The sequence below is a fragment of the Methylocella tundrae genome, from assembly GCF_038024855.1.
In the GTDB taxonomy this organism is placed as follows: Bacteria; Pseudomonadota; Alphaproteobacteria; order Rhizobiales; family Beijerinckiaceae; genus Methylocapsa; species Methylocapsa tundrae.
In genome coordinates, this window is record NZ_CP139089.1 from 391,124 (window position 1) to 417,475 (window position 26,352).

A 26,352-nucleotide genomic window follows, 5' to 3' on the forward strand; every position below is an offset into this window, starting at 1 on the left:
TTTCAGCTGGGCGTGGCCTTTAGCCGCATAAGCGCGGCGACGGCCTCATTCGCCGGGCGCTTTGGCGTCGATGGCGAGGGCGTGGACGCCGGCGTCGAGCTCATGCGCCAAGGCCGCGTTAATCGCGCGATGCCGGTCGACGCGGCTCTTGCCCTGGAACGATTGAGAGACCACTTTGACCTTAAAGTGCGTCTCGCCCGCGGCGTCGGCGCGGCCGGGCTTCGCGGTTACGGCATGGGCATGACCGGCGTGCTTATGTGATTCATCAATGACTTCGAGCGAGAGTGGCGCGAACGCCGCTTCCAGTTTCGCCTTCATCGCATCGGCGACCGATGGTCCTGTCGGACGGGCCACGGTTTCTGTATGATTGCTCATCCGCATCTCCTGCGCCGCGTGTAAAATCCAGCGGCTTCTCGTACAAATGGAACTCGATTATCTTTTTACCGCGCTGACGCGCTTGCGGCCACCCCAAAGACATTCATAATGCCGAGGTCATGGATCTAAATTCTCGTATCTTCGATCGCATCAGGGTCAAGCGTGAACCCAAACAGGCCATCCGTGCGGACCAGCCGCGCTGCGACTTTCCCGGGTGCTCCGCGCCCGGCGGACATCGCGCGCCGATGGGGCGCCTGCGCGAGGGCGAATATTTTTCCTTCTGCATTGACCATGTGCGGGAGTACAATGCGACTTACAATTATTTCAATGGGATGAGCGCGGAAGATGTCGCCTTGTACCAGCGCGACGCCCTTGTCGGGCATCGGCCGACATGGACAATGGGCGCCAATCGAGGCGAAAAAGGCTTTCGCGAAGACGGTGACATTCCTGGGACGCCCGACCCGCTCGGCATGGCCCGGCCGCATGGGCGCCGCGCCGCTCGCGTCGAAGCCGCGAAGCCGCGCTACGGAGTGGCGGCCCTGAAAGCCCTCGACCAGCTGGGCCTCGACGACACGGCGGATGCGGCCGCGATCAAAGCCCGCTACAAGGATCTGGTGAAGCGCCTGCACCCGGACGCAAACAGCGGCGATCGCTCCAACGAAGACAAGCTGCGCGAGATCATTCGCGCGTACAATTATCTGAAAACGGTCCGGTCCGCTTAACGCCGGCCGCGCCGGATCGCCAAGCGCCTGGCGATTCCCGCGATTGACCAAACTTGACCGAGCCCATCGGAACGGAGGGAGAATGCAAAGCGCAACTATCGACGAGAGCGCCCCGGTCGCCGGCCTTCCCGACATGAAGATCTCGGTCCGCCAGGTTTTCGGGATCGACACCGACATGGAGTGTCCCGCCTATTCCAGCGGCGATCCGCATGTGCCGGATCTTGATCCTGACTATCTGTTCGATCGTGATACGACTCTCGCCATCCTCGCCGGCTTTTCCAAAAACCGGCGCGTGATGGTGACGGGCTATCACGGCACCGGCAAATCGACCCATATCGAGCAGGTCGCGGCGCGCCTCAACTGGCCATGCGTGCGCATCAACCTCGACAGCCATGTCTCGCGCGTCGATCTCGTCGGCAAGGACGCCATCGTCATCAGGGACGGCAAGCAGGTCACGGAGTTCCGGGACGGCATTCTGCCCTGGGCGCTGCAAAACAACATCGCGCTCTGTTTCGACGAATATGACGCGGGGCGTCCCGACGTTATGTTCGTCATCCAGCGCGTTCTCGAAGTATCTGGCCGTCTGACCCTGCTCGACCAGAGCCGGGTGATCCGGCCCCATCCCGCTTTTCGCCTTTTTTCAACGACCAATACGATCGGTCTTGGCGACACCTCCGGCCTCTATCACGGCACGCAGCAGATCAACCAGGGACAGATGGACCGCTGGTCGATCGTCGCTACCCTCAACTATCTGCCGCACGACAAGGAAGTCGATATCGTTCTCGCCAAGGTCAAGCGCTTCAAGGAGACCAAGGAGGGCCGCGATCAGATCGGCAAGATGGTCCGCGTCGCCGATCTCACCCGCAACGCGTTCATCGCCGGCGACCTTTCGACAGTCATGAGTCCGCGCACGGTCATCACCTGGGCGGAAAACACCGAAATCTTCAGCGACGTCGGCTTCGCCTTCCGCCTGACCTTTCTCAACAAATGCGATGAACTGGAGCGCGCGCTGGTCGCCGAATTCTACCAGCGCTGCTTTGGTAAGGAGCTGCCCGAAAGCGCGACCAATGTCGTAATGACCTGAGAGCCGAGAAGAATCGCCCGGAGCCGTCTTGACCGCCTCGAACCAGAAACCGCCTTCCAAAATGGAGAGCCCGCAAGAGCCGTTCAAGCGGGCGGTCGCCGCCTGCATGCGCGCGATGGCGAAAAATCCGGCTCTCGAGGTTGTCTATGCGCCCGAACGCCCGAGCCTGATCCAGACCGGCTCCGCCGCCAAGGCCCGTTTGCCCGATCCGCCAAGGAGACTGGATGCACGCGAAGCCGCGATCGTTCGCGGCCACGCTGATTCTATGGCGCTGCGCCTCGCGTGCCACAACAGCGACATGCATCGCCGCCTGACGCCACAGGTCGCAACGGCGCGGGCCGCGTTCGACGCCGTTGAGCAGGCGCGCGTCGAAGCGATCGGATCGCGAAGGATGCAGGGTGTCGCCGCCAATCTCGACGCCATGCTCGATGACAGGTTTCTGCGCGCGCGCTACGCCGACGTCGCGACGCGCGCCGACGCGCCGATCGAGGATGCCCTCGCCATGATCGTGCGTGAGCGCCTGACCGGCCTCAAGCCGCCGAAGAACGCCCAGCGCATCGTCGATCTCTGGCGGCCCTTCATCGAGGAACGCGCGGGAGCGGACCTTGATAGGCTGAGCGGCTCGATCGAAGATCAGCGCGCCTTCGGCCAGTCGGTGCACAAGCTCTTGACTTCGCTCGAAATGCTCGACGAAGGCAGCCTCAATGATCGGCCCGAGGATGATGAAAACTCCACGGACGAGGCCGATGAAGGCGACGCCGATGTCGAAGGCGAAAAAGGCGATGAGGATCAGAGCGGCGACACGCGGGAGATGGAGAAATCCGAGGACTCCGCCGACGCGATAGACGAGAGCGAAGCGGAGGCCGCCGACGCCCCGACCGGAGAGTTCGAAGATGAGGCGGATTTTTCCGACTCGGAGCAGGCGGCCGATCCACGCCGCCCGCCGACGCCAGGACGCGCCGACCAGCGCGGCGTGGAGTACAAGGCCTTCACTAGGAAATTCGATGAAATCATCGCCGCCGAGGACCTTTGCGACCCCGAAGAGCTGGAACGGCTTCGCTCCTACCTCGACAAGCAGCTGCAAAATCTCTCCTCAGTGGTGTCGCGGCTCGCCAATCGCCTGCAAAGACGCCTGATGGCTCAGCAGAGCCGCTCCTGGGAATTTGATCTCGAGGAAGGCATGCTCGACCCCGCGCGCCTCTCTCGCGTCGTCATCGATCCGCAGCAGCCGCTATCGTTCAAGCATGAGAAGGACACCGATTTTCGCGACACGGTGGTGACGCTGCTCATCGACAATTCGGGGTCCATGCGCGGGCGCCCGATCACGGTCGCGGCCACCTGCGCCGATATCCTTGCGCGCACTCTCGAGCGCTGTGGCGTCAAAGTCGAAATCCTCGGGTTCACCACAAGGGCATGGAAAGGCGGCCAATCCCGCGAGGCTTGGCTGCAGGCGAACAAGCCTGCGAACCCCGGACGGCTCAACGATCTTCGGCACATCATCTATAAATCGGCCGACGCGCCGTGGCGGCGCGCGCGCAAGCATCTCGGGCTGATGATGCGCGAGGGTCTGCTCAAGGAGAACATCGACGGCGAGGCGCTCGACTGGGCCTATCGGCGCCTCATGCAGCGCCCTGAACAGCGGCGCATTTTGATGATGATTTCAGATGGCGCGCCGGTTGATGATTCGACGCTGTCGGTCAACCCTGGCAACTATCTCGAAAAGCATCTGCGCCATGTGATCGAGACGATCGAGACGCGCTCGCCGGTCGAACTCATCGCCATCGGCATCGGCCATGACGTGACGCGCTATTACCGGCGCGCCGTCACCATTGTGGACGCGGAGGAGTTAGGCGGCGCCATGACGGAAAAGCTCGCGGAATTATTCAGCGACACCGCCGAGCCAAAGGGCGCTGTCCGCAAAGCTCCGGCGCGAAAAGCGCGCGAATCTCGGCTGCATTAGGCCGGATGACTTTGGACGGAATCGCGCCGCGATTAGGTCTAAAGTCTCACATCCGTTTCTGTTCAAGAAGTCAGAGCATAGGGTCGCCCTGAAAGCCGGTTTCCGCTTTTCGGCATCATGCTCAAAGCGACGCCTTTTCCCGGCGGTCCACCCTCGTCCCATTCCCGCGCCCAAATCAAAAAAAAAGCCAATTCAGAGGTGTAAGGGTGAACGAAAGGCATGTGGTGGGCCGGGCAGGACTCGAACCTGCAACCAGACCGTTATGAGCGGCCGGCTCTAACCATTGAGCTACCGGCCCGGCGGCTTGGAAGATCCGTCTCAATGTGACGACAGGTCGGCCGGGGATGCGGCATTACACCTTTTTTGCGCCGCGAAGCAATGGCCCGCGCCGCTGAAGCATGTCAAAAAGAGAGTTTTCGACCTTACGCAGTGATGTCGGGCGCAGCCGCGGGGCAAACGAACCGCTCCGCACTGTACGGGTTGGCGCCCTCCTGCGAGGCGCCGGAAAGGATAAATCGCTTCGACGCATGCTGCGGCCGGCCGCCAAGGCGCTGGCGGAGCCAGCCGGGGGATGAGCCGAAGCCGCAGGCGTCCATGAGTGGGCGCAGCACGCCATTGCCACTGTGACCGCCGCGTCGGCGCCTCAGCGCGGGGCGCGTTTGGCGAGAATCCGCTGCAGCGTCCGGCGATGCATATTGAGGCGGCGCGCCGTCTCCGAGACGTTGCGGCCGCAAAGCTCATAGATCCGCTGGATGTGCTCCCAACGAACGCGATCGGCCGACATCGGATTTTCAGGCAGTTCCACCTTGTCGTTCTGGGTCGCGAGCAGCGCATGGTAGATTTCATCGGCGTCTGCTGGCTTGGCCAGATAATCGAAGGCGCCGAATTTCACCGCCGTGACGGCTGTGACGATATTGCCATAACCCGTCAGGATGATGCCGCGGGCGTCCGGACGCTTCGTTTTCAGATCGACGATGACGTCAAGGCCATTGCCGTCGCCAAGCCGCATGTCGATCACCGCGAAGGCAGGCGGGCTTTGGGCAATCGCCTCCAGTCCTTCGGCGACGGACCCCGCCATCCTCACAACAAAGCCGCGGCTCTCCATGCTGCGCGTTAGACGCGCCAGGAAGGGCTTGTCGTCGTCAACGATAAGAAGGGAGCGATCCTGCCCGATGGCGGCAAGCTCGGGAGCTTCCTCATTCAAGCTTACGCCCTGGATCGCTACGGGAGGTTCAGTTTTCATATCAACCTATCTCAACCAGTCTCTTGTCCAATGGCTGACGCCGCCGATCAGGAAAACGCTTCTCATACAGGCTGCGACAAAACGGCGTCACACTAGCCTCATTTAAAGTTAATTTCCACTTTTGAAAGAAAATCGAAGAAAGCGGATGGAGGAGCGCTGCGCGGCCGGACAGCCTGCGAAAATCAACAGCGTCGTCAGCCGATTGCGCGCTCCGGCGGAGCGGCCGGCAGCTTGGCCCCTCGCTCGAACTGCGCCCTTTGCCAGAGAATCGATATGCGGGCGCCGCTCTTTGGAGGGGGCAGGTTCGCGCAGGAAACAGTCGCGCCGGACCGCTCCAGCAATGTCTTGGCGATGAACAAGCCAAGTCCCAGGCCCGAGCCTTCCTCGGATTTGGCGCGCCGGTCTGTTTTCGTCGTCACATAGGGCGCGCCGATGCGGCTCGCGACGTCCGGAGAAAACCCCGGGCCGTCGTCCTCGATGATCAGCTTGACGAAATTCGCATCCCACCGCGCGATGATGCGCACTTCCGAGGCTGCGAAATCGATGGCGTTTTCGATCAGATTGCCAAGCCCGTACAATATGGCGGGGTTACGCCGGGATACGGGCTGCCGTCCCTCGCCGTCTTCGACGATGGTGATTTTGACGCCGAAATCGCGTTGCGGGACGACGACCTCCTCAAGGAGCAGACTGACGGTCATCTCGTCGAGAATATTGCCGTCGTCGCCGCCAAGCGAGGTGAGCTTGCCGAGGATGTTTCGGCAGCGGGCGACTTCCTGGGTCAGCAGGGCGACGTCTTCGGCGATGGGGCCGGCGGAAGGCAGCTGCTTTTCGAGATCCCTGACGACCAGCGTCACCGTGGCGAGCGGGGTGCCGAGTTCATGCGCCGCGGCCGCCGCGAGGCCGTCCAGCTGAGACAGATGCTGTTCGCGGGCGAGGACGCGTTCCGTCGCCGCCAGGGCGTCGGCGAGCTTGCGCCCTTCGAGCGCGACCAGCGAGGCATAGATTGCGATGAAGACGGCGCTCACCACATGCGCCGTCCAGAGGCCGGTGGCGTAAACCAGTGGAAGCTGCAAAGAGGCGCCGGGGAACCAGGGCAGGGGATAATGCGTCGCCGTCAAGAGCGATGCGGCGGCGATCGTCAACGCCGTCAGGATCATCGTGATCCAGCCGGAAAGAGATACGGCGGACACCATGACCGGCGCAAGAAAGAGCATCGAAAAAGGGTTTTCAATGCCTCCGGTCAAGTAAAGCAGGGCGGTCAGCTGGATAATATCGTAGGCGAGGATGGCCGCGGCGGGCCGTTCGTCGAGCTGATTGACGCGTCCGTAGCGAACCCGCAGCGCGACATTCAGCAAAGCCGAAACGGCGACGACAAGAAGGCATGGCCCGATCGGAAGCGAAAACCCCAGCACGTCATAAGTGAACAGAATCGCTGCCGCCTGGCCGAGAAGGGCGAGCCAGCGCAACTTGACCAGCGTGTGGACATGCAGGCGCCGCGAGCCGCGGCCAAGATCAAAATCGGAAAAATCAACCATCGGCGAAGCTTTAATCGAGCCGGACGACTGTGCAAGCTGCTTTGTGCAAAACGTCCAGATGGGTCTTGCCCGCGGCGCATATGCGGCTCAAAAAAGGAGCCCCCTTGGTGGAGGCTCGTGGCCTACTACTCAGGTATTAGAAGCTGATTTCGAATAACATTGCGCCGCGTCGCACGTTAGCCTGCTTAAACTTAGGCCTGAGCTGTGCAATGGCGGATCGGTTCGTACGGAATGGAAGCCGAATCGTGTGATTCCAGTCACAGAACGACAGAAAATGCAGTGGTATTGCGCATTTCGAACTATTAAATGAGGAAAGTGTTCTTCGACGTGGTATTTCGCCTTCCGAGGCCCAGGAAGCTTGATAATTGCGGACGAGATGAGGATCCATTTTGATTTTGATGCATTGACCGGTCTGCCGGGAAAGAGGGTGGGATATGCCTCCGTTCACTTACGAATTGCATGAAATCTCTCACCTCGCACTCGCGCCTGCTCGAGCGATTTCGGATATTGCTCAGCTCTGGCTGAAGAGCCCTGTCAATTTGCTGTCCTATACCCATGTCGGCAAGAACATGGTCGCGACGGTCGAACTCTTTGAACGCATGACGCGCCGCTACGGAAAGCCGGCGTTCGGCCTGTCGAGCACGATTGTCGGCGGCAAGCGCACGCCCGTGGTTGAAAAGATCGTTTGGCGGCGCCCGTTCTGCAGGTTGATCCATTTCGAGCGGCAGTTGGAAGGCATTCAGGGGGAGCCGCAACCAAAGCTCCTGATCGTTGCGCCGATGTCTGGCCACCATTCCACCCTGCTGCGCGGAACCGTCGAGGCCTTTTTTCCTTTTTATGACGTCTACATCACCGATTGGGCCGACGCCCGATTGATGCCGATGTCCGCCGGCCGTTTCGACTTGGATGATTATATTGATTACCTGATTTCCATCTGCGAGCACTTGAGCAAGGAGAAGGACGGCGTTGCACTGCATACGCTCGGCGTGTGCCAGCCGGCGGCGCCTTTGTTCGCCGCTGTGGCGCTGATGGAGGCGGAGGATAATCCTCACGTTCCAGCTTCGATGACCTTGATGGGCGGCCCGATCGATACGCGGCGCAGCCCGACCAAAGTCAATCTTCTGGCGCAAGAGCGCGGCAGCGCGTGGTTCCAGCGTAATTGCATCAGCACTGTGCCGCTCGGATATCACGGCGCCGGCCGCGAGGTTTATCCAGGCTTTCTACAACTTGCCGGCTTCATGGCGATGAATATTGATCGCCACGTCAACGCCCATATCGACCTGTTCAGCCACCTTGTCGAAGGCGACGGCGATTCTGCCGATAAGCATCGCGATTTTTACGACGAATATCTGTCGGTCATGGATTTGACCGCCGAATTCTATCTGCAAACCGTCGACACAGTATTCGTGAAGCACGCCTTGCCAAAAGGCGAGATGACTCATCACGGCGCGAAGGTCGACTTCGCCGCCATCCACAGAGTGGCGCTCATGACGGTCGAAGGCGAGAACGACGATATTTCCGGAGCTGGCCAGACCTTGGCCGCGCATGATCTCTGCTATAACCTTCCAGCATCCATGAAGGCTGATTATCTGCAGGAAAAGGTTGGCCATTACGGGGTCTTCAACGGATCGCGTTTCCGCAACCAGATCGTCCCGCGCATTCTGGATTTTCACGCCAACGGCAAGCGTTCGGTGCGTAATCTGTCTTTGGTCGAACGCATCTGACGCGAAGGTCGCGGGGCGCCCTTGATCGCAACTTGCCGCTAGCGACTCACGCAGCATCCAGCTAGGCTTGCGGCCATGCTGCGTCTGCTCCGAAAGGATGTCCCTCCGGCGAAGAGGGCTGACTTCATTGATGTCTCGCATAGCGGCGAGACATACCGGATTAGCATCAAGCGCACGGCCTTGGCTCGGCGTTTCACTTTGCGCGTCCGGACGGCGACGCGCGACGTGATGCTGACCCTGCCGGCGCGCGCCAGCATCAAAGAGGCAAAATCCTTCGCCGAGCGCCACGCGCCCTGGATTGGCGCGAAATTGCGCAGGCTGCCGGAGAAAATCCGTTTCGAGCCCGGAGGAGTTGTGCCCTTGCGCGGGGTTTTCCACAGGATCGCTCTGCGGCCGGGCCCGCGCGGAACCGGCGCGGTGACCGCCGCCCACGAAGAGCAGGGATCTGGCGGTGAAACAGGGGCCGGGCGAATTCTTTATGTCAGCGGCGAGGCCTCCTTCACACCGCGGCGCGTGCAGGAGTTCCTGATTCGCGAGGCGAGGCGCGACATCGAGACGGCGGTCGCGCGTCACGCGGAAAGGCTCAACGTCAAGCCGCGCAAGATCACCTTGCGCGATACGAGCAGCCGGTGGGGGTCTTGCTCAGCGTCCGGCGCGCTGAGCTTTTCGTGGCGCCTCATTCTGGCGCCGTCTTTTGTGCTCGATTATCTGGCCGCGCATGAAGTCGCGCATCTCGTCCATATGAATCATTCGGCCGCCTTCTGGGCGGTCGTCGGACGGCTGTCGCCGGATGTCGAGGCGGCCGAGTCCTGGCTGAAAGCCAACGGCGCGGGTTTGCTTCGATTCGGCGCCGGCAAAAGCGGCGCCGACTGAGTCCTCAGGATGCTTCAGTAGTATCTGCGCCGAACGACGGCCCCACCGCCGTAGGGGCCATAATGGTGCCGCACGACAACGCCGCCGCGTGGATAATAGGCCGGCCCCCGCCGCACGACAACGCCGCCGCGCGCGCCAGCACAGCCGGCGCGATAGGGACCGCGCGCGCAGACATAGGCGTCGGCCTTCGTCGATGAGAAGATCGCAGCGCTCACGGCAATGAGAGCGGCGGCGGAAACAAGGAGCGCCTTCTTCATATGATTTGTCCTGGCTGGGCCGGTTGGTGCGAATCGATGGCGTTTGGATCTGCGACGCGAGCCGGCTGAATAGGGCTCGGTCCGAAACATTGGCGGCGGGCTCAACGGCGACCGAACTGGCTGGATCGGCCGGCTGACGATGAAATTACAGCACAATCCGCCGCGAATGGATAGCTTGGCGGTTCGGATCCGTCGCGGGGGACGAAAGAGTCGAAAAACTCAACTGCATGCAGGCGGCTTGCGCCTTTGCGCGATGATCGCGAGCCTCGGGCAGAAGCGCGGAGGCGTAGCGTGCGGACCAGTCCGGGAACGATCACCCAAAACAAAACCAGCGGCCGTGAGGCCGCTGGCAAAACCCGTTCAAGCCGACCGAAGCGCGAACGTCCGGCTGCGTGGCACTGGCGCCCTAAGGCGCGCAGCTCTTGCCCTCAGGCGGCGCCGGCCTGCTTCTTGAGGATCTCTCGCTTGACGGCGAGGGCGCCGGTCGAAAGTTCGGCGTCGTCGGCCTTGACGAGGAACGCGTCGAGGCCGCCGCGATGCTCGACCGACCGCAGGGCCGCAGCGGCGACGCGAAAGCGGAGCTTGCGCTGCAACACGTCGGAGATCAGCGTGACGTTGCAAAGGTTCGGCAGGAAACGCGTCCGCGTCTTATGGTTCGAATGGCTGACCAGATTGCCGGTTTGTACGGCCTTGCCGGTCAAATCGCAGCGGCGGGACATCTTGCTTCCTCTTCAAATTCAAAACGTGGCGCTCTCGGCGGCCCTTGAGCGCAACCTCAGGGGAATCGAGCGCATCCTGAACAATGCAGCATGTGAAGGCGCAGGACATAGAGCGCCTAACGCCTCGCGTCAAGGTCGGAACTCGGCATAAGTCGCCGCCGCGGCGATGTCGCGGGCCGCTTTAAGGTTAAAGCACCTTTAACCGCCTCTTGCTAATTTGCTCTTCGTTCGCCTGACGGCGGACGAAGGCGAGGCTCTCGGCAGGCGGCGGTAAAGCGGATGCGAACGACAACCAGCATGACGGCGCTCGACCTGATCCCCGAATCGCTGCGCGCTTTCGCAGCGCGCCGGGGGGCGGAGCTCGCCGGGCTTTGCCTCATCGCCGGAACGATCGCCCTCATCCTCGCTCTCCTGTCCTGGTCCGTCGAAGACCCGAGCTTCAATCACGCCACCTCCGGCCCGGTCCATAATCTGCTCGGATCGACCGGCGCGGTCGCCGCCGATCTGCTGATGCAGATGCTCGGCCTCGGCGTGATCGCTTTTCTGATTCCGGTTGGCCTCTGGGGCTGGCGCCTGCTCACGGCGCGGCGGCTCGAACGCATAACGAGCCGCCTCGTGCTTTGGATCGCCGGCGGCGCGCTCGCGGCGGCTGTCGCCTCGCTGCTGCCGGTCACGACGCGATGGCCGCTGCCGACGGGCCTTGGCGGCGTCATCGGCGACGCGCTTCTGGCGATTCCGAAAAGGCTGATGGCCGGCTTCGCCCCCGGCCTTCTTTTGCTTGGCCTTGGCCTGACCGCTGGAGCGATTCTCGCGCTCTCCGCCAGCGTCGGCCTTCGCGATCAGTTCGACGATCTCGACGAAGACGAGGACGAGGATGCGCGTCCCGTCCGGCGCCGGGCCGACGCCGAGGACGACGACTCGGGCGGTCCGGGCTTTGCGCTGGTCGCGCTTGGCGCTCTCATTCACGCGTTTCTCAGCCTCAAGGCGGCGCTCGCGCGCCAGATCGCGCGCCGCCGGGCGGCCCGCGTCACAGCGCCAACTCCGGCTCCCTGGCAGACCGCGCCGCAGTTTTCGCCGCGCGACTTTGATCCTCCATTGCAAGGTTTCGAGCCGCTGGTGGAATCCGATCAGCCCTTCGATTTCGGAGCGGCGCCGCTCACCTGGCCGGAGCAGGGGATCGCCGAACCGCGCTTTGACGCGACCGCCTATGCGCCGCCGGCGACGCGCGCCGCCGCGCGCCAGAAAAGCGAAGCCGGCGAAAAGCCCAGATCAGCGGCCGGCCCCGAAGCCGCCGCGCCGGCGCGCCGCATCGTCGCCCCGCCGCCGGCGCCGGTCCGGCCGGGACAGCGCGCCCAGAAAGAAGCCCATCCGTCTTTGAAGGACCGATTCGGGCGCAACGACTATGTCCTGCCGCCGCTGAATATGCTCGCCGAGCCGAAGAAGCTCGTCAGCAATCAGGTCTCCGAGGACGCACTGGGTCAGAACGCGCGCCTGCTCGAGGGCGTGCTGGAGGATTTCGGCGTCAAGGGCGAGATCATCAATGTGCGTCCCGGGCCCGTCGTGACGCTCTACGAACTGGAGCCGGCGCCCGGCATCAAATCCTCCCGCGTGATCGGACTTGCCGATGACATCGCCCGTTCGATGTCGGCGATCTCCGCCCGCGTCGCCGTGGTGCAGGGCCGCAACGCCATTGGCATCGAATTGCCCAATCAGCGCCGCGAAACCGTTTTCCTGCGCGAATTATTGGGTTCGGAGGATTTCGAGAAGTCAAAACATCGGCTCGCCATTGCCCTTGGCAAGACGATCGGCGGCGAGCCGATCATCGTCGATCTCGCCCGCATGCCGCATCTTCTCGTCGCGGGCACCACCGGGTCGGGCAAATCAGTCGCCATCAACACCATGATTCTCTCGCTGCTCTACCGGCTTCGGCCGGAGGAGTGCCGGCTCATCATGGTCGATCCGAAAATGCTCGAATTGTCAGTCTATGACGGCATTCCGCATCTTTTGACGCCGGTGGTCACCGATCCCAAAAAGGCTGTCGTCGCGCTGAAATGGGCGGTCCGCGAAATGGAGGACCGCTACAAGAAAATGTCGAAGCTCGGCGTGCGAAACATCGAGGGATTTAATGCGCGCGTCGTTGAGGCTTCGGCCAAGGGCGAAACTCTGATGCGCACGGTGCAGACGGGTTATGACCGGGAGACCGGCGAGGCGATCTATGAGCATGAGCCCATGGATCTGTCGCCGCTGCCTTTCATCGTCGTCATCGTCGATGAGATGGCCGATCTCATGATGGTCGCCGGCAAGGACATCGAAGGGGCCATTCAGCGCCTCGCCCAGATGGCGCGCGCGGCGGGCATCCATCTCATCATGGCGACCCAAAGGCCCTCGGTCGACGTCATTACCGGCACCATCAAGGCGAATTTCCCGACCCGCATTTCCTTTCAGGTCACTTCCAAGATCGACAGCCGCACCATTCTCGGCGAGCAGGGCGCCGAGCAGCTGCTCGGCCAGGGCGACATGCTCTACATGGCCGGCGGCGGCCGCATCTCCCGCGTGCATGGGCCTTTCGTCGCCGACGGCGAAGTCGAGAAAGTCGTCGCCCATCTCAAAAGCCAGGGCCAGCCGGAATATCTCGAGGCGATCACTTCAGAGGATGATGTCGCCGACGCCGAAGATGGCGGCGGCGCTTCCCCCGGCAGCATGGACGCCGAAGAGTCGGGCGACCTCTACGACCGGGCCGTCGCGATCGTGCTGCGCGACCGCAAATGCTCGACGAGCTACATTCAGCGCCGTCTTTCGGTCGGCTACAACAAGGCCGCCTCTCTGGTCGAGCGGATGGAGCAGGAAGGAGTCGTCGGCGCCCCCAATCATTCCGGCAAGCGCGCCATTCTTGTCGGCGGCGGGATCGACCGCGGCGCATTCGACCTCGCGGCGGAGGGGTGATTTTCGGTGGGCTTTATGGCTCGCGAAGGCTCCCTCTGGGCGCTTATGGGCGGCCGCCCGAAACTTATCGGCTGGTTCACCCCCTCGCGTCCAGCGCTCGCGAAAGATCGCCGATGAGATCCGCCTCATCTTCGAGGCCAACCGAGAGCCGCAGAAGATTGTCCTTGATCCCGGCGCAGGAGCGCGCTTCGGGCGTCATGCTCACATGCGTCATGGTGGCTGGATGCGCGATGAGGCTTTCGACGCCGCCGAGGGATTCCGCCAGGGTGAAGATCTCGACCGTCTCGACGAGACGGCGCACCGCCTCGACTCCGCCGCTGATTTCGAAGCTGAGCATGGCGCCAAAGCCGCTTTGCTGCGCTTTGGCGACGCCATGCGAAGGGTGCGAGGGAAGTCCCGGATAATGCACCGCCTCGACCGAGGGATGCTGCTGCAGGAAGGAAGCGATCGCGCCCGCCGTCTTCTGCTGGCGCTCGATGCGGGCAAACAGAGTCCGAACGCCGCGCAACGTGAGATAAGCGTCAAAGGCCGAACCCGTGACGCCCGTGATGTTGGCCCAGTTTTTCATTTCCTCGACGTCGTCCGCATGCGCGCAGATCACAGCGCCGCCGACGACATCGGAATGGCCGTTAAGGAATTTCGTCATCGAATGAATGACATAATCGGCGCCGAAGGTGAGCGGTCGTTGCAGGGCAGGCGACAGGAATGTGTTGTCGACGGCGACTTTCGCGCCGACCTCCTTTGCGCGGCCGCACAGGAGGCGAAGATCCGTGACGCGCATCAATGGATTGCTCGGCGTCTCGATTATCAGGAGTTTGGGGCGCCGGCCCAGGGCGGTGGCCAGCGCGTCCTCATTGGCAAGATCAATCAGTTCGAGCCTGAAATGACCTTTGTCGGCATGCGCGCTCAGCAGCCTCTGGGCGCCGGAATAGCAGTCATGCGGAGCGACGACGAGATCGCCGGCTTCAAGCGGCGCAAGCACCAGATTGATCGCGGCCATGCCGCTCGCCAGAGTGACGGCGCCAGCGCCGCCTTCGAGCTTCGCCAGCGTGTCGGCGAGGACGTCGCGGGTCGGATTGCCGGAGCGCGAATATTCATAGGCGCCGCCCTTCTCAAATCTTTCGAAAGCGAAGGTGCTCGAAAGATAGATCGGCGGCGTTACCGCTCCGTAGGCGCTGTCTTCCGCGACGCCATTGGCCGCGGCGATGGTCTGGAGCGCTTTTTGTTTACTCATGGATGATTGTCCGCATAAAGCTTTAAGTCCCGCCTCATAGAACAGAGTCAAAAGCGGCGACGCAAGCGGCTGATCGTCTCGCAGGGCTCTCCGCCGCATAACCGCAAAGCTTGATTGTTCGGCGTCCCGGACGGAAAGTAGGCTTTCAATCGCGCCATCCGATTCGCAACGGGCCGGCCGGCCTGTTTCTTTTTGCCGCTGCCCGTTTGGGGCGCGCGCCCTTGGGCCGGTGTCCTATTGACGCCATATCCGTTTTCTAAGCGTGATATTCAAATTGTCGCGACCCCGTCAAAAGTCGCAATCTCCAAGGAAGGTTTTATGAAGCGGACGGCAGGATTTGTTCTCGCATTCGTCGCTGGCGTGGCCGCCGTTGGGCTCGGCGCCGGACTGTCCCGCGCCGAACCCTCTCCGGTTATTCCGAAGCCGGTCAAACCTGTCGTCGCGCCTGCGCCCGCGCCAAAGCCCTTCGTCCCGATGGACCCCCAACTCGCGATCCAGAAGGCGAATGACTATTTCAACGCGGCGACGACAATGGTCGGCGATTTCGTTCAGATCGGCCCCGACGGAAAACGATCGGAAGGCAAAATCTACGTCCAGCGGCCGGGAAAACTTCGCTTTGAATACGCCGCCCCCGCAACGCTTGAGATTGTCGCGGACGGGCTGTCCGTCGCGGTTCATGACCGCAAGACGGCGACGAAAGACGTTTATTTCATCAGCCAGACGCCGCTCAAGTTTCTTCTCAAGGATCACATCGACCTTGCTCACGACGTGAAGGTCGTCAGCGTCGCGAGCGATCCGAGTTCGGTGATCATTCAGGTCGAGGATAATGCGACCTTTGGCGGGACGTCCGAAATCAAGCTGATTTTCGATCCTGCAAAGTTCACGCTGAAGCAATGGCAGGTGACCGATCCGCAAGGTTACGAAACAGTAATCTCTTTATTCAACATTGATTTGACCAAGAAACCAGACCCAAACATTTTCCAGCTGACCCAAGAGAGGTTGTCGAACACAAATAATTGAGGCGGAGCGTTCGGGCTTGAATCGCAAAACAGGCGGCTTATCTTTGTTTTATGTGAGCGATTAAGCCGATCGGACGTATTCCCCCCCGCTTCGTCTGATTCGACCTGCGCCGGCCCCCCCTCCCGGCAAAGCTTCGCTCCTAGGGCGTCCGGTCTCTGGCCGGGCGCCCTCTTTTTTCGACTCGCCGCGCGCAATTTCTGTGGGCTGCCCGCTGCGCCGCCTTGCGGCGCGAGCTTCAGCGTGATCAATCGCGGGCGGAGGTCACATGCGCCTGACGGTCGCTACCTGGAACATCAATTCGGTTCGCCTGCGGATCAATCTCGTCGCGCGTTTCCTCAAGGAGCATGCGCCCGACGTCCTGTGCCTCCAGGAGACCAAATGCCGCGACGCCGAGTTTCCGCTCGGTGACTTCCATAAGCTCGGCTATTCGCACGTCGTGATCAACGGCCAAAAAGGGTATCACGGCGTTGCGATCGCCTCGAAACTGCCCTTGACCGAGGCTGACCGCCGCGGTTTCTGCGATAAGGGGGACGCGAGGCACGTCGCCGTGACGTTAACGCCCGCCGCCGATAAACCGGTCAGGCTCCACAATTTTTATGTGCCCGCCGGCGGCGATGAGCCTGACCCCCTGATTAATCCGAAATTCGCCCACAAGCTGGCGTTCCTCGACGAACTGGTCGCCTGGATGAGCGCCGATGGGGTCGCGAACACGGACGCGATCATGGTCGGCGATCTCAATATCGCGCCGCTCGAGGCCGACGTCTGGAGCCACAAGGCGCTGCTGCGCGTCGTCAGCCATACGCCGATCGAAGTCGAGAAGCTTGGTCTCGTCCTGCGGGCAGGGCCGTGGGTCGACGCCATGCGGCGCTATGTGCCGGCCGATGAGAAGCTCTACACCTGGTGGAGTTATCGCGCGCGGGACTGGGCTGAGTCCAACAGGGGGCGCCGGCTCGATCACGTGTGGGTTAGCGAAAGCCTGGCTCCGCGCCTCGGCGGCATGCGGGTGTTAAGCGAAAGTCGCGGCTGGGAGCGCCCCTCCGACCACGTGCCCGTACTGGTCCACCTTGATTATTAGGGCATGACGCCGCAAAGCCGCAGACTTTCCGGTCCCGCATCATGCGTCGAAACACTGGCTTAAAAAGCAGGACGCTGAGCAGCTATTCGCCTTCGGATCGAGCGGCCTCGGCGGGCTCCGGCCCGTCTCCCCAAACGGCCGCGAGTTCAGCTGTAAACCCGGTGAGCCGCGCCGCCAGCGATTGTTGCAGCCGCTCCGCGCTGGATGGATATTCGCTGAGGATACGGCGAAAGAGCTGCTGCGAGATGCGCAGGACGCTCGAGGGTTCGCGCGCGATCGCCGTCGCAGGCCGCTTCGTCTGCGTCAAAAGCGCAAGTTCGCCGATGAGGGCGGGCGGCCGCACGATCCGCGCCGTCGCCACGCCATGATCTGACGGATCGAGCGCGACCGAGCCGGTAAGCAAAGCGAATCCGCCATTGGACACGTCATCGCGGCGGAACAGAATATCCCCCGCGCGCAAAATGCGGGTTTCGGCCGAGAAAGCTAGAAGCCGCAGCGCTTCGGGGCCGAGCGCCGCGAAAATCCCGTTGCGCGCAAGCTTGGCGACGTCGTCCTCCAAAGCCATGGCGATGCTTTCCTCGAGGCGGCGTTGGCCCGGCGATCAGGGGAGCAGCTTGTAGCCGCCGGCTTCAGTGATGAGCAGTTGCGCCTTGGCGGGATCGCGCTCGATCTTTTGCCGCAGGCGGTAAATATGGGTTTCGAGCGTATGCGTCGTGACGTTGGAGTTATAGCCCCAGACTTCGCGCAGCAGCACTTCCCGGACGACGACGCTCTGTCCCGCCCGGTAAAGGAAGCGCAGGATCGCGGTCTCTTTCTCCGTAAGGCGGAGCTTTTCGCCCTTTTCGCTGATCAACAGCTTCGCGCCCGGCTGGAAGGTATAGGGCCCGATCCGGAACAGCGCTTCCTCGTTGGTTTCGTGCTGGCGTAGATGCGCGCGCATGCGCGCAAGCAAAACGGCGAAGCGGAACGGCTTCGTGACATAATCATTGGCGCCCGAGTCGAGGCCCTGCACGGTGTCCCACTCGCTGTCGTGGCCGGTGAGCATAATGATCGGGTTTTTGAAGCCTTCCTCGCGCATGCGTTTGACCGCCTCGCGCCCATCCATATCCGGAAGGCCGACATCCATGATGATCAGGTCCGGCGTCTCCTGACGTGAAGCGGACAGCGCGCCCTCCGCCGAATCAGCGTGGACCGCCGAAAATTCTTCGTGCAGGGACAGTTGTTCGGCCAAGGCGGCGCGCAAATCGGCGTCATCGTCCGCGATCAAGATTTTCAGAACCTGCGTCATGGACTCGTCCTTGGTTGATCTTGCATCCTCACGTCCTGCATAATCTGTCGAAGGCAATTGACGCGCCGTGATTCGGTCAGATCCAGACGCCATAGTAACAAGCCTTCTCGGAAAAGGCTCATTTGCATTCTGTGCTCCACAAGCGCCAAATCTGGCTTGCGCAAATCAGCGTCTGGCAAAAGCATAGTCTTCTATGAAATCTCTTGCAAAAGACTTGAGAAATCCCTTGCGGACAACCTCAAGCGCACCCTCTCCAGCCCGTCCTCAACTTAAGCGTTGCCTTGATCGCCTGACGGCGACCCGCGTTCCCGGGCAAACCCCTCCCATCGGCAGGCTGCATGCTGGCTCCCTGGTTCTGCGCTGCGCCATCGGAGGCGGCGGCGTCAGACGCGACAAGCGGGAGGGCGATCGCGCAAGTCCGGCTGGAAGCTGGCGTCTCCTTTCAGCTTTCTATCGCTCAGAAAAACTACGCATCAGGCCGTCGTCTCTGCCCATGCGGCCAATCCGCAAAGATATGGGCTGGTGCGATGATCCCGACAGCGGGCTGTATAATCGACCGATTGTGGCGCCTTTCCGGCAATCTCATGAAAAGTTGTGGCGCGCCGATCACCTCTACGACATCGTGATTGTGCTCGACTACAATATTATGCCGCGACGGAAGATGCGCGGCAGCGCCATTTTCCTGCATTGCGCGCGTCCTGGCTTTGCCCCGACCGAGGGCTGCGTCGCCCTTGCCGCCGATGATTTCCGCCGGCTTCTGCCGCGCCTGTCGCAGCGGACGGTGCTGACGATCAGGTGACTCGTTAAACCCGTCCTTCTCAATTTTTGGGCCTTGCGCCAAAAATGGCGCTGCCGACGCGCACATGCGTGGCGCCGAGTTGAATGGCGAGCTCGAAATCGGCGCTCATGCCCATTGAGAGCTCTTTGAGCCCATTGCGCGCGGCGATCTGGTTCAGCATGGCAAAGTGCGGCGAGGCCTGATCATCGACGGGCGGAATGCACATCAGCCCCGCGACGCCGAGACCGAACTCGCCCCGGCAGCGCGCGATGAAGCCATCGGCCTCCCCCGGCAAAATCCCCGCCTTTTGCGGCTCCGCTCCCGTATTGACCTGAATATAGAGCCTTGGATGGCGTCCGGTCTTCTGGATTTCGACCGCCAGCGCCTTGGCGATCTTGTCGCGATCGACCGTCTCGATGACGTCGAACAGCATCACCGCCTCATGCGCCTTGTTCGATTGCAGCGGGCCGATGAGGTGAAGCTCAACCCCGCAATAGGCCTGTCGCAGCGGCGGCCATTTTTCCATCGCCTCCTGCACGCGATTTTCGCCGAACACTCTTTGGCCCGCGGCAAGCAAGGGTTCGACCTCGGCGGCGGGAAAGGTTTTCGATACGCAGACCAGCGTGACGTCCTGCGGCCTGCGCCCCACGTCCCTTGCCGCGCGGGCCATCGCCTCGCGCACCTCTTCAAGCCGATCCAGCGGGTTTTCCGATTTCTTCACGGCTTTTTGCAAACCTCTTGCCTTTCAGTCAGACTAAAGACGCGCATTTTGAAGCGCGCCCGCTTAAATGAGAGCGGGGGCTCGGCCGCGCAAGGCGGAACCTTTGCAAGGCAATTGACCCCGCGCGCCAAATAATGCTGTGTGCCAGCAAATCAAACGTATTCTTCAAGACTCTAAGCGACAATCGGACAGCATGGACTTCGAGCGCTATAACGCCCGCGAAACTGAACCCAAATGGCGCAAGATTTGGGAAGAATCGGCGACCTTCAGGACCGATAACGCCGATCCGCGCCCAAAATATTATGTGCTCGAGATGTTTCCCTATCCGTCGGGACGCATCCACATGGGGCACGTCCGCAATTACACGATGGGCGATGTCATCGCCCGGTACAAGCGCGCGCGCGGCTTTAGCGTTCTTCACCCGATGGGCTGGGACGCGTTCGGCATGCCGGCCGAAAACGCGGCCATGCAGAACAAGAGCCATCCGGCGGCCTGGACCTACGCCAATATCGCGAGCATGCGCGCACAATTGCAGTCGATGGGGCTCTCGCTCGACTGGTCGCGCGAAATAGCAACCTGCGATCCAAGCTACTACAAGCATCAGCAGAAGATGTTCCTCGACTTTCTGGCCGCGGGTCTCGTCGACCGGAAGCAGTCGAAGGTCAATTGGGATCCTGTCGACCACACCGTTCTCGCCAATGAGCAGGTCATTGACGGGCGCGGTTGGCGCTCCGGCGCTCTCGTCGAACAGCGCGAACTGACGCAATGGTTTTTCAAGATCAGCGATTACGCCGAGGATCTGCTGCTCTCCCTCGACGGGATGAAGCGCTGGCCCGACAAAGTGCGGCTGATGCAGGCGAACTGGATCGGCCGCTCCGAGGGCCTGCTCGTGCGCTTCGAGCTTGAGCCGACCTTGAGCGTGCGCGAGAGCGAGGTTGAAGTCTACACGACGCGGCCGGATACGCTGTTCGGGGCGAAGTTCATCGCTATCGCGCCGGACCATCCGCTCGCCGCCGACTGCGCCAGGGCCGACCCGGCGCTCTCCGCTTTCATCATCGAATGCCGGCAAAGGGGAACCTCGCTCGCCGCGATCGAGACGGCTGAAAAGAAAGGCTATGACACCGGCCTCAAGGCGCGGCATCCTTTTGACGAAAACTGGCTGCTGCCGGTCTATGTCGCCAATTTCGTGCTGATGGATTACGGGACGGGAGCGATCTTCGGCTGTCCCGCGCATGATCAGCGCGACCTCGATTTTGCCAATGCCTATGGCCTTGGCAATACGCCGGTGATTTGTCCGCCCGGCGCCGATCCGCGGAGCTTCGTCGTCGCAGACGTCGCCTATGACGGCGACGGCGTGCTGATCAATTCGCGTTTTCTCGACGGCATGGACGTTGAAGCCGCGAAAGAGGAGGTCGCGCGGCTTCTCGAGGCGAGCACGATCGGAAACCGGCCACAGGCGAAGCGCCAGGTCAATTACCGGCTGCGTGACTGGGGCATTTCGCGCCAGCGCTATTGGGGCTGTCCGATTCCGATCATCCATTGCGAGGAGCACGGGGCGGTTCCCGTTCCGGCCGCTGACCTGCCGGTTGAACTGCCGGCTGACGTCACCTTTGATCAGCCCGGCAATCCTCTCGACCGCCATCCGACCTGGAAACATGTCACATGTCCCATCTGCCGCGCCCCCGCCCGGCGCGAGACGGACACGATGGACACTTTCGTTGATTCCTCCTGGTACTTTGCGCGCTTCACCGATCCCTGGAACGAGGCCGCGCCGACGAGCCTTGAAGCGATCGAGAGGTGGCTGCCGGTCGATCAATATATCGGCGGCATCGAGCATGCGATCCTGCATCTGCTTTACGCCCGCTTCTTTACGCGCGCCATGCAGGCGACCGGCCATGTCGGCGCATTGAAGGAGCCTTTCGCCGGCCTCTTCACGCAGGGCATGGTGGTGCATGAGACCTACCGCTCGAAGGAGGGCGAGTGGGTCTCGCCGGCCGAGATCCGGCTGGAGGCCGCCGCTTACGGGCGCAAAGCGTTCCGTCTCGACGATGGCGAGGAAATCGTCATCGGCGGCATAGAAAAAATGTCGAAGTCGAAGCGCAACACGGTCGATCCCGACGAGATCATTTCGACCTTCGGCGCCGACACCGCGCGCTGGTTCGTTCTCTCTGACTCGCCGCCCGAGCGCGACGTCATCTGGACGGAGGAGGGGGTGCAGGGCGCCGGCAAATTTGTCCAGCGTCTGTGGCGGCTCGTCGGCGAGCTGATTTTCCTCGGCGGAGAAGCGTCGGCCGCGCCGGCCGAATTCTCGCCGGCCGCGGCGGCGATCCGCAGGGCGGCGCACGGCGCGCTCATCAAGGTCGAAGAGGATATCGAGCGGCTGCGCTTCAACCGCGCCATCGCGCAGGTGCATGACCTTGCCAACAGGCTCGGCGCGGCCGTTGGCGCGATCGACAGCGAGATTGTCGCGCCGGATCTGCGCTACGCCTTCCGTGAGGCGGCTGAAATTCTGGTTCCGTTATTTGCCCCGATGATGCCGCATCTCGCCGAAGAATGCTGGTCGCGGCTCGGCCGTGAAGGACTGGTTTCCGAAGCCGCGTGGCCGGTCGCCGATAGGGCGCTGGTTGTCGAAGAGACGATGGAGTTGCCGGTGCAGGTCAATGGAAAGAAGCGCGCCGATCTCGTCATCGACCGCGCCGCCGACAATCCGGCGATTGAGGCCGCGGCCCTGGCCCTGGAGGCGGTTCAGCGCGCGCTTGAAGGCCGGCCCGTCAAGAAAATCATCATCGTTCCGCAAAGGATCGTGAATGTCGTCGCATAAACCTATGCTTCGCCAGCATTTTTCGCGCGGCGCGGCGCTTGCCTTCGTCGCGGCGGCGAGCCTTTCCCTGGCCGGCTGCCTTCAGCCGCTTTATGGCTCGCTTGGGGGCGGCGGCGACGTCGCCAGCCGATTGCAGACGATCAAGATCTCGCCGATCCCTGATCGCCTCGGCCATTATCTCGAAAACGAGCTGCATTTCGGGTTGAACGGGACGGGCGCGCCCATCGATCCGAAATATGTGCTGAAGATCAGCGTGCGGGAAAGCGTGCAATCGCCCCTCATCGACACTGTGACTGGCTATCCGACCTCCGGCACCGTCGTGGTCGCGGCCGATTACACGCTGACGCCGCTCGAAGGGGGCGATCCGGTCACCAAGGGCACGGCGACCGTGGTCGCAAGTTACGATCGCAACTCGCAACGTTTCGCCAATATCCGCGCCTCGCGCGATGCTGAAATCCGCGACGCGCGCATGCTCGCGGAGCAGATCCGCACCAATCTCGCCGCCGCTTTCGCCGAAAAGGGGTAGGCCGGTCCGCCGCGAGCGATGAGCGGCTCAGCTTGAGGAGAAGCCGGCAAATTGGTCGCAATCAAAACCTACGAGGCCGACAAATTTCTCGCGCGCCCGGCGCCGCACATATATCTCTATCTGGTCTTTGGCCCTGATTTCGGTCTCGTCGCCGAGCGCGCCCGCGCTATCGTCCAGCACGCGGTGGATGATCCAAAGGACCCCTTCCAATTGCTGCGCATCAGCGGGGACGACATTGCCGCCGATCCGCTGCGCCTGGCCGACGAAGCCAACACGATAGGGCTGTTCGGCGGCCGGCGCGCGATCTGGATCGAGGCGCAGGGAAAGGCCTTCGTCACCGCGATCGAGCCCCTGATCGCCGCACCGCCACAGGATTGCACCATCATTATCGAGGCCGGCGCCCTGAAGAAGGACGCGCCCCTGCGGCGGCTTTGCGAACGCGAGAAAAACGCCGCGGCGATCGAGTGCTATCCGGATTCGGCGAAGGATGTCGCCCTTCTCATCGAAGCGGAGGCCGCGGCCGCCGGACTGAGGGTCTCGCCGGAGGCCCGGATATTGCTCGTTTCGCTGCTCGGCCAGGATCGGCTGGCGACCCGCTCGGAACTCGCCAAGCTCGTTCTATACGCGCGGGGAGCCGGAGAAATCGGTCTCGATCACGTCGAAGCGATCGTCTCGGACGCGTCGAGCCTGATGCTGGATCATGCCGTCAACGACGCCTTCCACGGTGATTTCGCCGCGCTTGAGACGGGCGCGCGCAAGACATTCGCGCAGGCCGTCGACGTCAACCAGCTGCTTGGCGCAGCGCTCCGCCACGCCTTGACGCTTCGCCGGGCGCGGCTCGACGTCGAAGCGGGGATGGGGGCCGGGGAGGGGCATGGCGGCGGCTTCGGCCGCGCCCGCGCGATCGACGCCCATCTTCGCATCTGGACCTCGGCAAAGCTTTTGCGCGCCATCGAGATTTTGGCGGAAGCAATCGGCAAGGCGCGGCTCGAGCCGAAGCTGGCCGAAGCGATCGCTCTCCGCGCGCTTTGGAGCGTCGCTCTCGCCGCCCGGCCGAAGCCCGCCCCCCGCTAAAATCTCCGTGTCCCGAACCAGCGAAGCCACCCAAGCTAAAGTCGAGCTTGCGTTGTTTTGCCGCTGCTGCTCCCCATTCCGTGATGCCAGGGTTGCGCCCCAAAATATCCTATGTTAGCAACCCTTCGCTGTATGGGTGTGGCCGCGTTCCTTCGCCGCGCCCGGACTTCTTCATCTCAGTCTCCGGTTTAAGCCTTTTCGCGGATTGCCGCGAAAGGCCAGCGCCTCTAGAAGCGCGCGGACACGGGACATTTTGAACATTTGGGGCATCGGTTGGCGAAGCAAGAAACCCTCGTTTCCGGAATGGCGGGCCGATACGCTCAGGCGCTGTTCGACCTCGCCCACGAAACCTCCACGACCGACGAGGTCGCGGCCGATCTCGCGACATTCGCAGGTCTCCTGGCCGAAAGCGAAGACCTGCGAGACTTCGTGCGCAGCCCGGTCTTTTCCGGCGAAGAGCAGGTCAAGGTGCTGACCGCTCTGCTCGACCGGGCGTCGATTGGCGGAACGACGGCGAAGTTCCTGAAACTCGTCGCCACCAAGCGCCGTCTGTTTGCGGTCAACGATATGATCCGCGACTTCAACGTTCTTTATGACCATGCGAGAGGGCTCAGCCGCGCTTCGGTCACCGTCGCCGAACCGCTTAAGGATGAGCATGTCGAGGCGCTGAAAAGCGCGCTCGCCGCGATCTCCGGCAGCGATCGCGTCGAGGTCTCCGTCAAGGTGGATCCGACGATCATCGGCGGCCTCATTGTCCAACTGGGCTCTCGCATGGTCGACGGCTCTCTCAAGACAAAACTCAATTCGATCCGCGCACGTATGAAAGAGGTCGGCTGATGGATATCCGCGCCGCAGAAATTTCTGCAATTCTCAAGAACGAGATTGCTGGCTTCGGCAATGAGGCCTCGGTCACCGAAGTCGGCCAGGTGCTCTCGGTCGGCGACGGCATCGCCCGCATTTATGGCCTCGACAATGTCGAGGCGGGCGAGATGGTCGAATTCGAGAACGGCGTTCGCGGCATGGCGCTGAACCTTGAAGTCGATAATGTCGGCGTCGTCATTTTCGGCTCCGACCGCGACATCAAGGAAAGCCAGACGGTGAAGCGCACCGGCGCCATCGTCGACGTGCCGGTCGGCAAGGAGCTGCTCGGCCGCGTCGTCGACGCGCTCGGCAATCCGATCGACGGCAAAGGCCCGATCAACGCGACGCGTCGCTCACGCGTCGACGTCAAGGCGCCCGGCATCATTCCTCGCAAATCAGTGCATGAGCCCATGGCGACGGGCCTCAAGGCCATCGACGCCCTGATCCCGATCGGGCGCGGTCAGCGCGAACTGATCATCGGCGATCGCCAGACCGGCAAGACCGCCGTTGCGCTCGACGCCATCCTCAACCAGAAAGCCGCGAACCAGGGCACGGACGAAAGCGCAAAACTCTATTGCGTCTATGTCGCGGTCGGGCAGAAGCGCTCGACCGTCGCCCAATTCGTGAAAGTGCTGGAAGAAAGCGGCGCGCTGGAATATTCGATCATCGTCGCGGCGACCGCCTCCGATCCGGCCCCGATGCAGTTCCTGGCGCCATTCTCCGGTTGCGCCATGGGTGAATATTTCCGCGATAACGGCATGCACGCTCTGATCGTCTATGACGATCTCTCGAAGCAGGCCGTCGCCTACCGGCAGATGTCGCTTCTTCTGCGTCGCCCGCCGGGCCGCGAAGCCTATCCCGGCGATGTCTTCTATCTGCATTCGCGCCTCCTCGAGCGCGCGGCCAAGCTGCGCGACGCCAACGGCGCCGGTTCGCTGACGGCGCTTCCGGTCATCGAGACGCAGGCGAACGACGTGTCGGCCTATATTCCGACGAACGTGATTTCGATCACCGACGGCCAGATCTTCCTTGAGACCGATCTTTTCTACCAGGGCATCCGCCCGGCGGTGAACGTCGGCCTTTCGGTGTCGCGCGTCGGCTCCGCCGCGCAGACGAAAGCGATGAAGAAGGTCGCCGGCAAGATCAAGGGCGAACTGGCGCAATATCGCGAAATGGCCGCGTTCGCGCAGTTCGGCTCCGATCTCGACGCGACGACGCAGCGCCTTCTTGCGCGTGGATCACGCCTCACAGAGCTTTTGAAGCAGCCGCAATTCTCGCCGCTCAAGATGGAAGAGCAGGTGATCGTGATCTACGCCGGAGTCAACGGCTATCTCGACGCCCTGCCGGTCAACCGCGTGCGCGCCTTTGAAGACGGGCTTCTTGCTCTGGTGCGCACGAGCCACGCCGACCTGCTCGATACGATCCGCACATCGAAGGATCTTTCCGACGCTTCAGCCGCGCAGCTGAAGTCGATCGTCGAGACCTACGCCAAGAACTTTGCTTGAAGACCTTCGCGTGA

23 protein-coding genes and 1 tRNA gene are annotated in these 26,352 nt (G+C 62.2%); 14 read left to right on the forward strand and 10 right to left on the reverse strand.

Annotation, left to right across the window (positions count from 1 at the left end; genetic code table 11):
* Nucleotides 1–45: 45 nt before the first annotated feature.
* Nucleotides 46–375, reverse strand: coding sequence for a BolA family protein (locus SIN04_RS04255; RefSeq protein WP_134486425.1), 330 nt, complete (start codon nt 373–375; stop codon nt 46–48).
* Nucleotides 376–494: 119 nt separating this feature from the next.
* Here SIN04_RS04255 and SIN04_RS04260 point away from each other — a divergent pair, with 119 nt between their 5' ends.
* From SIN04_RS04260 to cobT, 3 genes are all read left to right on the forward strand, one after another.
* Nucleotides 495–1,097: a J domain-containing protein gene (locus tag SIN04_RS04260; protein WP_134486427.1), complete on the forward strand. Its 603-nt coding sequence runs from the start codon at nt 495–497 to the stop codon at nt 1,095–1,097.
* Between the two features lie 82 nt (nt 1,098–1,179).
* The gene (gene cobS / locus SIN04_RS04265) at nt 1,180–2,181 is read left to right on the forward strand and encodes a cobaltochelatase subunit CobS (RefSeq protein WP_134486429.1); all 1,002 of its coding nucleotides are present in this window, start codon (nt 1,180–1,182) and stop codon (nt 2,179–2,181) included.
* A gap of 28 nt (nt 2,182–2,209) precedes the next feature.
* Nucleotides 2,210–4,141, forward strand: a complete 1,932-nt coding sequence (cobT, locus tag SIN04_RS04270; protein ID WP_341264237.1) for a cobaltochelatase subunit CobT — start codon at nt 2,210–2,212, stop codon at nt 4,139–4,141.
* A gap of 222 nt (nt 4,142–4,363) precedes the next feature.
* Here cobT and SIN04_RS04275 read toward each other — a convergent pair.
* The 3 genes from SIN04_RS04275 to SIN04_RS04285 form a co-directional block, all read right to left on the reverse strand.
* Nucleotides 4,364–4,439: transfer RNA gene (locus SIN04_RS04275), tRNA-Ile, on the reverse strand.
* Between the two features lie 345 nt (nt 4,440–4,784).
* Nucleotides 4,785–5,384: an ActR/PrrA/RegA family redox response regulator transcription factor gene (locus SIN04_RS04280; protein ID WP_134486433.1), complete on the reverse strand. Its 600-nt coding sequence runs from the start codon at nt 5,382–5,384 to the stop codon at nt 4,785–4,787.
* Nucleotides 5,385–5,578: 194 nt separating this feature from the next.
* Complete coding sequence (locus SIN04_RS04285) at nt 5,579–6,919, reverse strand: ActS/PrrB/RegB family redox-sensitive histidine kinase (protein ID WP_134486435.1); 1,341 nt, start codon at nt 6,917–6,919, stop codon at nt 5,579–5,581.
* A gap of 434 nt (nt 6,920–7,353) precedes the next feature.
* Here SIN04_RS04285 and SIN04_RS04290 point away from each other — a divergent pair, with 434 nt between their 5' ends.
* Nucleotides 7,354–8,643 carry a polyhydroxyalkanoate depolymerase gene (locus SIN04_RS04290; protein WP_134486437.1) on the forward strand — a complete coding sequence of 430 codons (1,290 nt, stop codon included), beginning with the start codon at nt 7,354–7,356 and terminating at the stop codon, nt 8,641–8,643.
* Between the two features lie 75 nt (nt 8,644–8,718).
* Nucleotides 8,719–9,516 (forward strand): M48 family metallopeptidase, encoded by a 798-nt coding sequence (locus tag SIN04_RS04295; protein ID WP_134486439.1) that lies wholly within the window; start codon nt 8,719–8,721, stop codon nt 9,514–9,516.
* 14 nt (nt 9,517–9,530) lie between these two features.
* On the opposite strand, the gene SIN04_RS04300 is transcribed toward SIN04_RS04295, so the two are convergent.
* Together SIN04_RS04300 and rpmB are read right to left on the reverse strand one after the other, a co-directional pair.
* Nucleotides 9,531–9,773, reverse strand: a complete 243-nt coding sequence (locus SIN04_RS04300; protein WP_134486440.1) for a hypothetical protein — start codon at nt 9,771–9,773, stop codon at nt 9,531–9,533.
* Nucleotides 9,774–10,201: 428 nt separating this feature from the next.
* Complete coding sequence (gene rpmB / locus SIN04_RS04305; RefSeq protein WP_134486442.1) at nt 10,202–10,492, reverse strand: 50S ribosomal protein L28; 291 nt, start codon at nt 10,490–10,492, stop codon at nt 10,202–10,204.
* Between the two features lie 279 nt (nt 10,493–10,771).
* Here rpmB and SIN04_RS04310 point away from each other — a divergent pair, with 279 nt between their 5' ends.
* Nucleotides 10,772–13,435 (forward strand): DNA translocase FtsK, encoded by a 2,664-nt coding sequence (locus SIN04_RS04310; RefSeq protein ID WP_341264238.1) that lies wholly within the window; start codon nt 10,772–10,774, stop codon nt 13,433–13,435.
* A gap of 76 nt (nt 13,436–13,511) precedes the next feature.
* Here SIN04_RS04310 and metB read toward each other — a convergent pair whose 3' ends face one another.
* Nucleotides 13,512–14,669 (reverse strand): cystathionine gamma-synthase, encoded by a 1,158-nt coding sequence (metB, locus tag SIN04_RS04315; protein ID WP_134486444.1) that lies wholly within the window; start codon nt 14,667–14,669, stop codon nt 13,512–13,514.
* A 318-nt stretch (nt 14,670–14,987) separates the two neighbouring features.
* Between metB and SIN04_RS04320 the strand changes: the two genes are divergently transcribed.
* Nucleotides 14,988–15,689, forward strand: a complete 702-nt coding sequence (locus SIN04_RS04320) for an outer-membrane lipoprotein carrier protein LolA (RefSeq protein ID WP_134486446.1) — start codon at nt 14,988–14,990, stop codon at nt 15,687–15,689.
* A 265-nt stretch (nt 15,690–15,954) separates the two neighbouring features.
* A complete protein-coding gene (gene xth, locus SIN04_RS04325) occupies nt 15,955–16,764 on the forward strand; it encodes an exodeoxyribonuclease III (RefSeq protein WP_134486448.1) in 810 nt (269 codons plus the stop codon).
* Nucleotides 16,765–16,846: 82 nt separating this feature from the next.
* Here the strand turns inward: xth and SIN04_RS04330 are convergent, their stop codons facing one another.
* Both SIN04_RS04330 and SIN04_RS04335 read right to left on the reverse strand, forming a co-directional pair.
* Nucleotides 16,847–17,329 (reverse strand): cyclic nucleotide-binding domain-containing protein, encoded by a 483-nt coding sequence (locus SIN04_RS04330; protein WP_134486450.1) that lies wholly within the window; start codon nt 17,327–17,329, stop codon nt 16,847–16,849.
* Nucleotides 17,330–17,365: 36 nt separating this feature from the next.
* A complete protein-coding gene (locus SIN04_RS04335; RefSeq protein ID WP_134486452.1) occupies nt 17,366–18,052 on the reverse strand; it encodes a response regulator transcription factor in 687 nt (228 codons plus the stop codon).
* A gap of 193 nt (nt 18,053–18,245) precedes the next feature.
* On the opposite strand from SIN04_RS04335, the gene SIN04_RS04340 reads away from it, so the two are divergent.
* Complete coding sequence (locus tag SIN04_RS04340) at nt 18,246–18,851, forward strand: L,D-transpeptidase family protein (protein WP_134486454.1); 606 nt, start codon at nt 18,246–18,248, stop codon at nt 18,849–18,851.
* Between the two features lie 19 nt (nt 18,852–18,870).
* On the opposite strand, the gene SIN04_RS04345 is transcribed toward SIN04_RS04340, so the two are convergent.
* Entirely contained in the window at nt 18,871–19,500 is a 630-nt protein-coding gene (locus SIN04_RS04345) for a YggS family pyridoxal phosphate-dependent enzyme (protein WP_244605929.1), read from the reverse strand.
* Nucleotides 19,501–19,744: 244 nt separating this feature from the next.
* On the opposite strand from SIN04_RS04345, the gene leuS reads away from it, so the two are divergent.
* The 5 genes from leuS to atpA all read left to right on the forward strand — a co-directional run bounded on the left by leuS (nt 19,745) and on the right by atpA (nt 26,338).
* Nucleotides 19,745–22,372 (forward strand): leucine--tRNA ligase, encoded by a 2,628-nt coding sequence (gene leuS / locus SIN04_RS04350; protein ID WP_134486458.1) that lies wholly within the window; start codon nt 19,745–19,747, stop codon nt 22,370–22,372.
* Complete coding sequence (gene lptE, locus SIN04_RS04355) at nt 22,359–22,898, forward strand: LPS assembly lipoprotein LptE (protein ID WP_244605667.1); 540 nt, start codon at nt 22,359–22,361, stop codon at nt 22,896–22,898. The genes leuS and lptE overlap by 14 nt, the downstream gene beginning before the upstream one ends.
* A gap of 51 nt (nt 22,899–22,949) precedes the next feature.
* Nucleotides 22,950–23,972 carry a DNA polymerase III subunit delta gene (gene holA, locus SIN04_RS04360; RefSeq protein ID WP_341264239.1) on the forward strand — a complete coding sequence of 341 codons (1,023 nt, stop codon included), beginning with the start codon at nt 22,950–22,952 and terminating at the stop codon, nt 23,970–23,972.
* A 273-nt stretch (nt 23,973–24,245) separates the two neighbouring features.
* Entirely contained in the window at nt 24,246–24,809 is a 564-nt protein-coding gene (locus SIN04_RS04365; protein ID WP_134486460.1) for a F0F1 ATP synthase subunit delta, read from the forward strand.
* A complete protein-coding gene (atpA, locus tag SIN04_RS04370; RefSeq protein ID WP_134486462.1) occupies nt 24,809–26,338 on the forward strand; it encodes a F0F1 ATP synthase subunit alpha in 1,530 nt (509 codons plus the stop codon). The genes SIN04_RS04365 and atpA overlap by 1 nt, the downstream gene beginning before the upstream one ends.
* Nucleotides 26,339–26,352: the final 14 nt, after the last annotated feature.

Coding starts and splice junctions, on each gene's coding strand:
- SIN04_RS04330 (WP_134486450.1), bottom strand. CDS start 17,329: ATGGCTTTGGAGGACGACGTCGCCAAGCTTGCGCGCAACGGGATTTTC.
- SIN04_RS04285 (WP_134486435.1), bottom strand. CDS start 6,919: ATGGTTGATTTTTCCGATTTTGATCTTGGCCGCGGCTCGCGGCGCCTG.
- SIN04_RS04260 (WP_134486427.1), top strand. CDS start 495: ATGGATCTAAATTCTCGTATCTTCGATCGCATCAGGGTCAAGCGTGAA.
- leuS (WP_134486458.1), top strand. CDS start 19,745: ATGGACTTCGAGCGCTATAACGCCCGCGAAACTGAACCCAAATGGCGC.
- SIN04_RS04300 (WP_134486440.1), bottom strand. CDS start 9,773: ATGAAGAAGGCGCTCCTTGTTTCCGCCGCCGCTCTCATTGCCGTGAGC.
- SIN04_RS04290 (WP_134486437.1), top strand. CDS start 7,354: ATGCCTCCGTTCACTTACGAATTGCATGAAATCTCTCACCTCGCACTC.
- xth (WP_134486448.1), top strand. CDS start 15,955: ATGCGCCTGACGGTCGCTACCTGGAACATCAATTCGGTTCGCCTGCGG.
- rpmB (WP_134486442.1), bottom strand. CDS start 10,492: ATGTCCCGCCGCTGCGATTTGACCGGCAAGGCCGTACAAACCGGCAAT.
- SIN04_RS04310 (WP_341264238.1), top strand. CDS start 10,772: ATGCGAACGACAACCAGCATGACGGCGCTCGACCTGATCCCCGAATCG.
- SIN04_RS04320 (WP_134486446.1), top strand. CDS start 14,988: ATGAAGCGGACGGCAGGATTTGTTCTCGCATTCGTCGCTGGCGTGGCC.
- SIN04_RS04340 (WP_134486454.1), top strand. CDS start 18,246: ATGAAATCTCTTGCAAAAGACTTGAGAAATCCCTTGCGGACAACCTCA.
- metB (WP_134486444.1), bottom strand. CDS start 14,669: ATGAGTAAACAAAAAGCGCTCCAGACCATCGCCGCGGCCAATGGCGTC.
- atpA (WP_134486462.1), top strand. CDS start 24,809: ATGGATATCCGCGCCGCAGAAATTTCTGCAATTCTCAAGAACGAGATT.
- SIN04_RS04335 (WP_134486452.1), bottom strand. CDS start 18,052: ATGACGCAGGTTCTGAAAATCTTGATCGCGGACGATGACGCCGATTTG.
- SIN04_RS04345 (WP_244605929.1), bottom strand. CDS start 19,500: ATGGCCCGCGCGGCAAGGGACGTGGGGCGCAGGCCGCAGGACGTCACG.
- cobS (WP_134486429.1), top strand. CDS start 1,180: ATGCAAAGCGCAACTATCGACGAGAGCGCCCCGGTCGCCGGCCTTCCC.
- SIN04_RS04280 (WP_134486433.1), bottom strand. CDS start 5,384: ATGAAAACTGAACCTCCCGTAGCGATCCAGGGCGTAAGCTTGAATGAG.
- SIN04_RS04295 (WP_134486439.1), top strand. CDS start 8,719: ATGCTGCGTCTGCTCCGAAAGGATGTCCCTCCGGCGAAGAGGGCTGAC.
- SIN04_RS04255 (WP_134486425.1), bottom strand. CDS start 375: ATGAGCAATCATACAGAAACCGTGGCCCGTCCGACAGGACCATCGGTC.
- lptE (WP_244605667.1), top strand. CDS start 22,359: ATGTCGTCGCATAAACCTATGCTTCGCCAGCATTTTTCGCGCGGCGCG.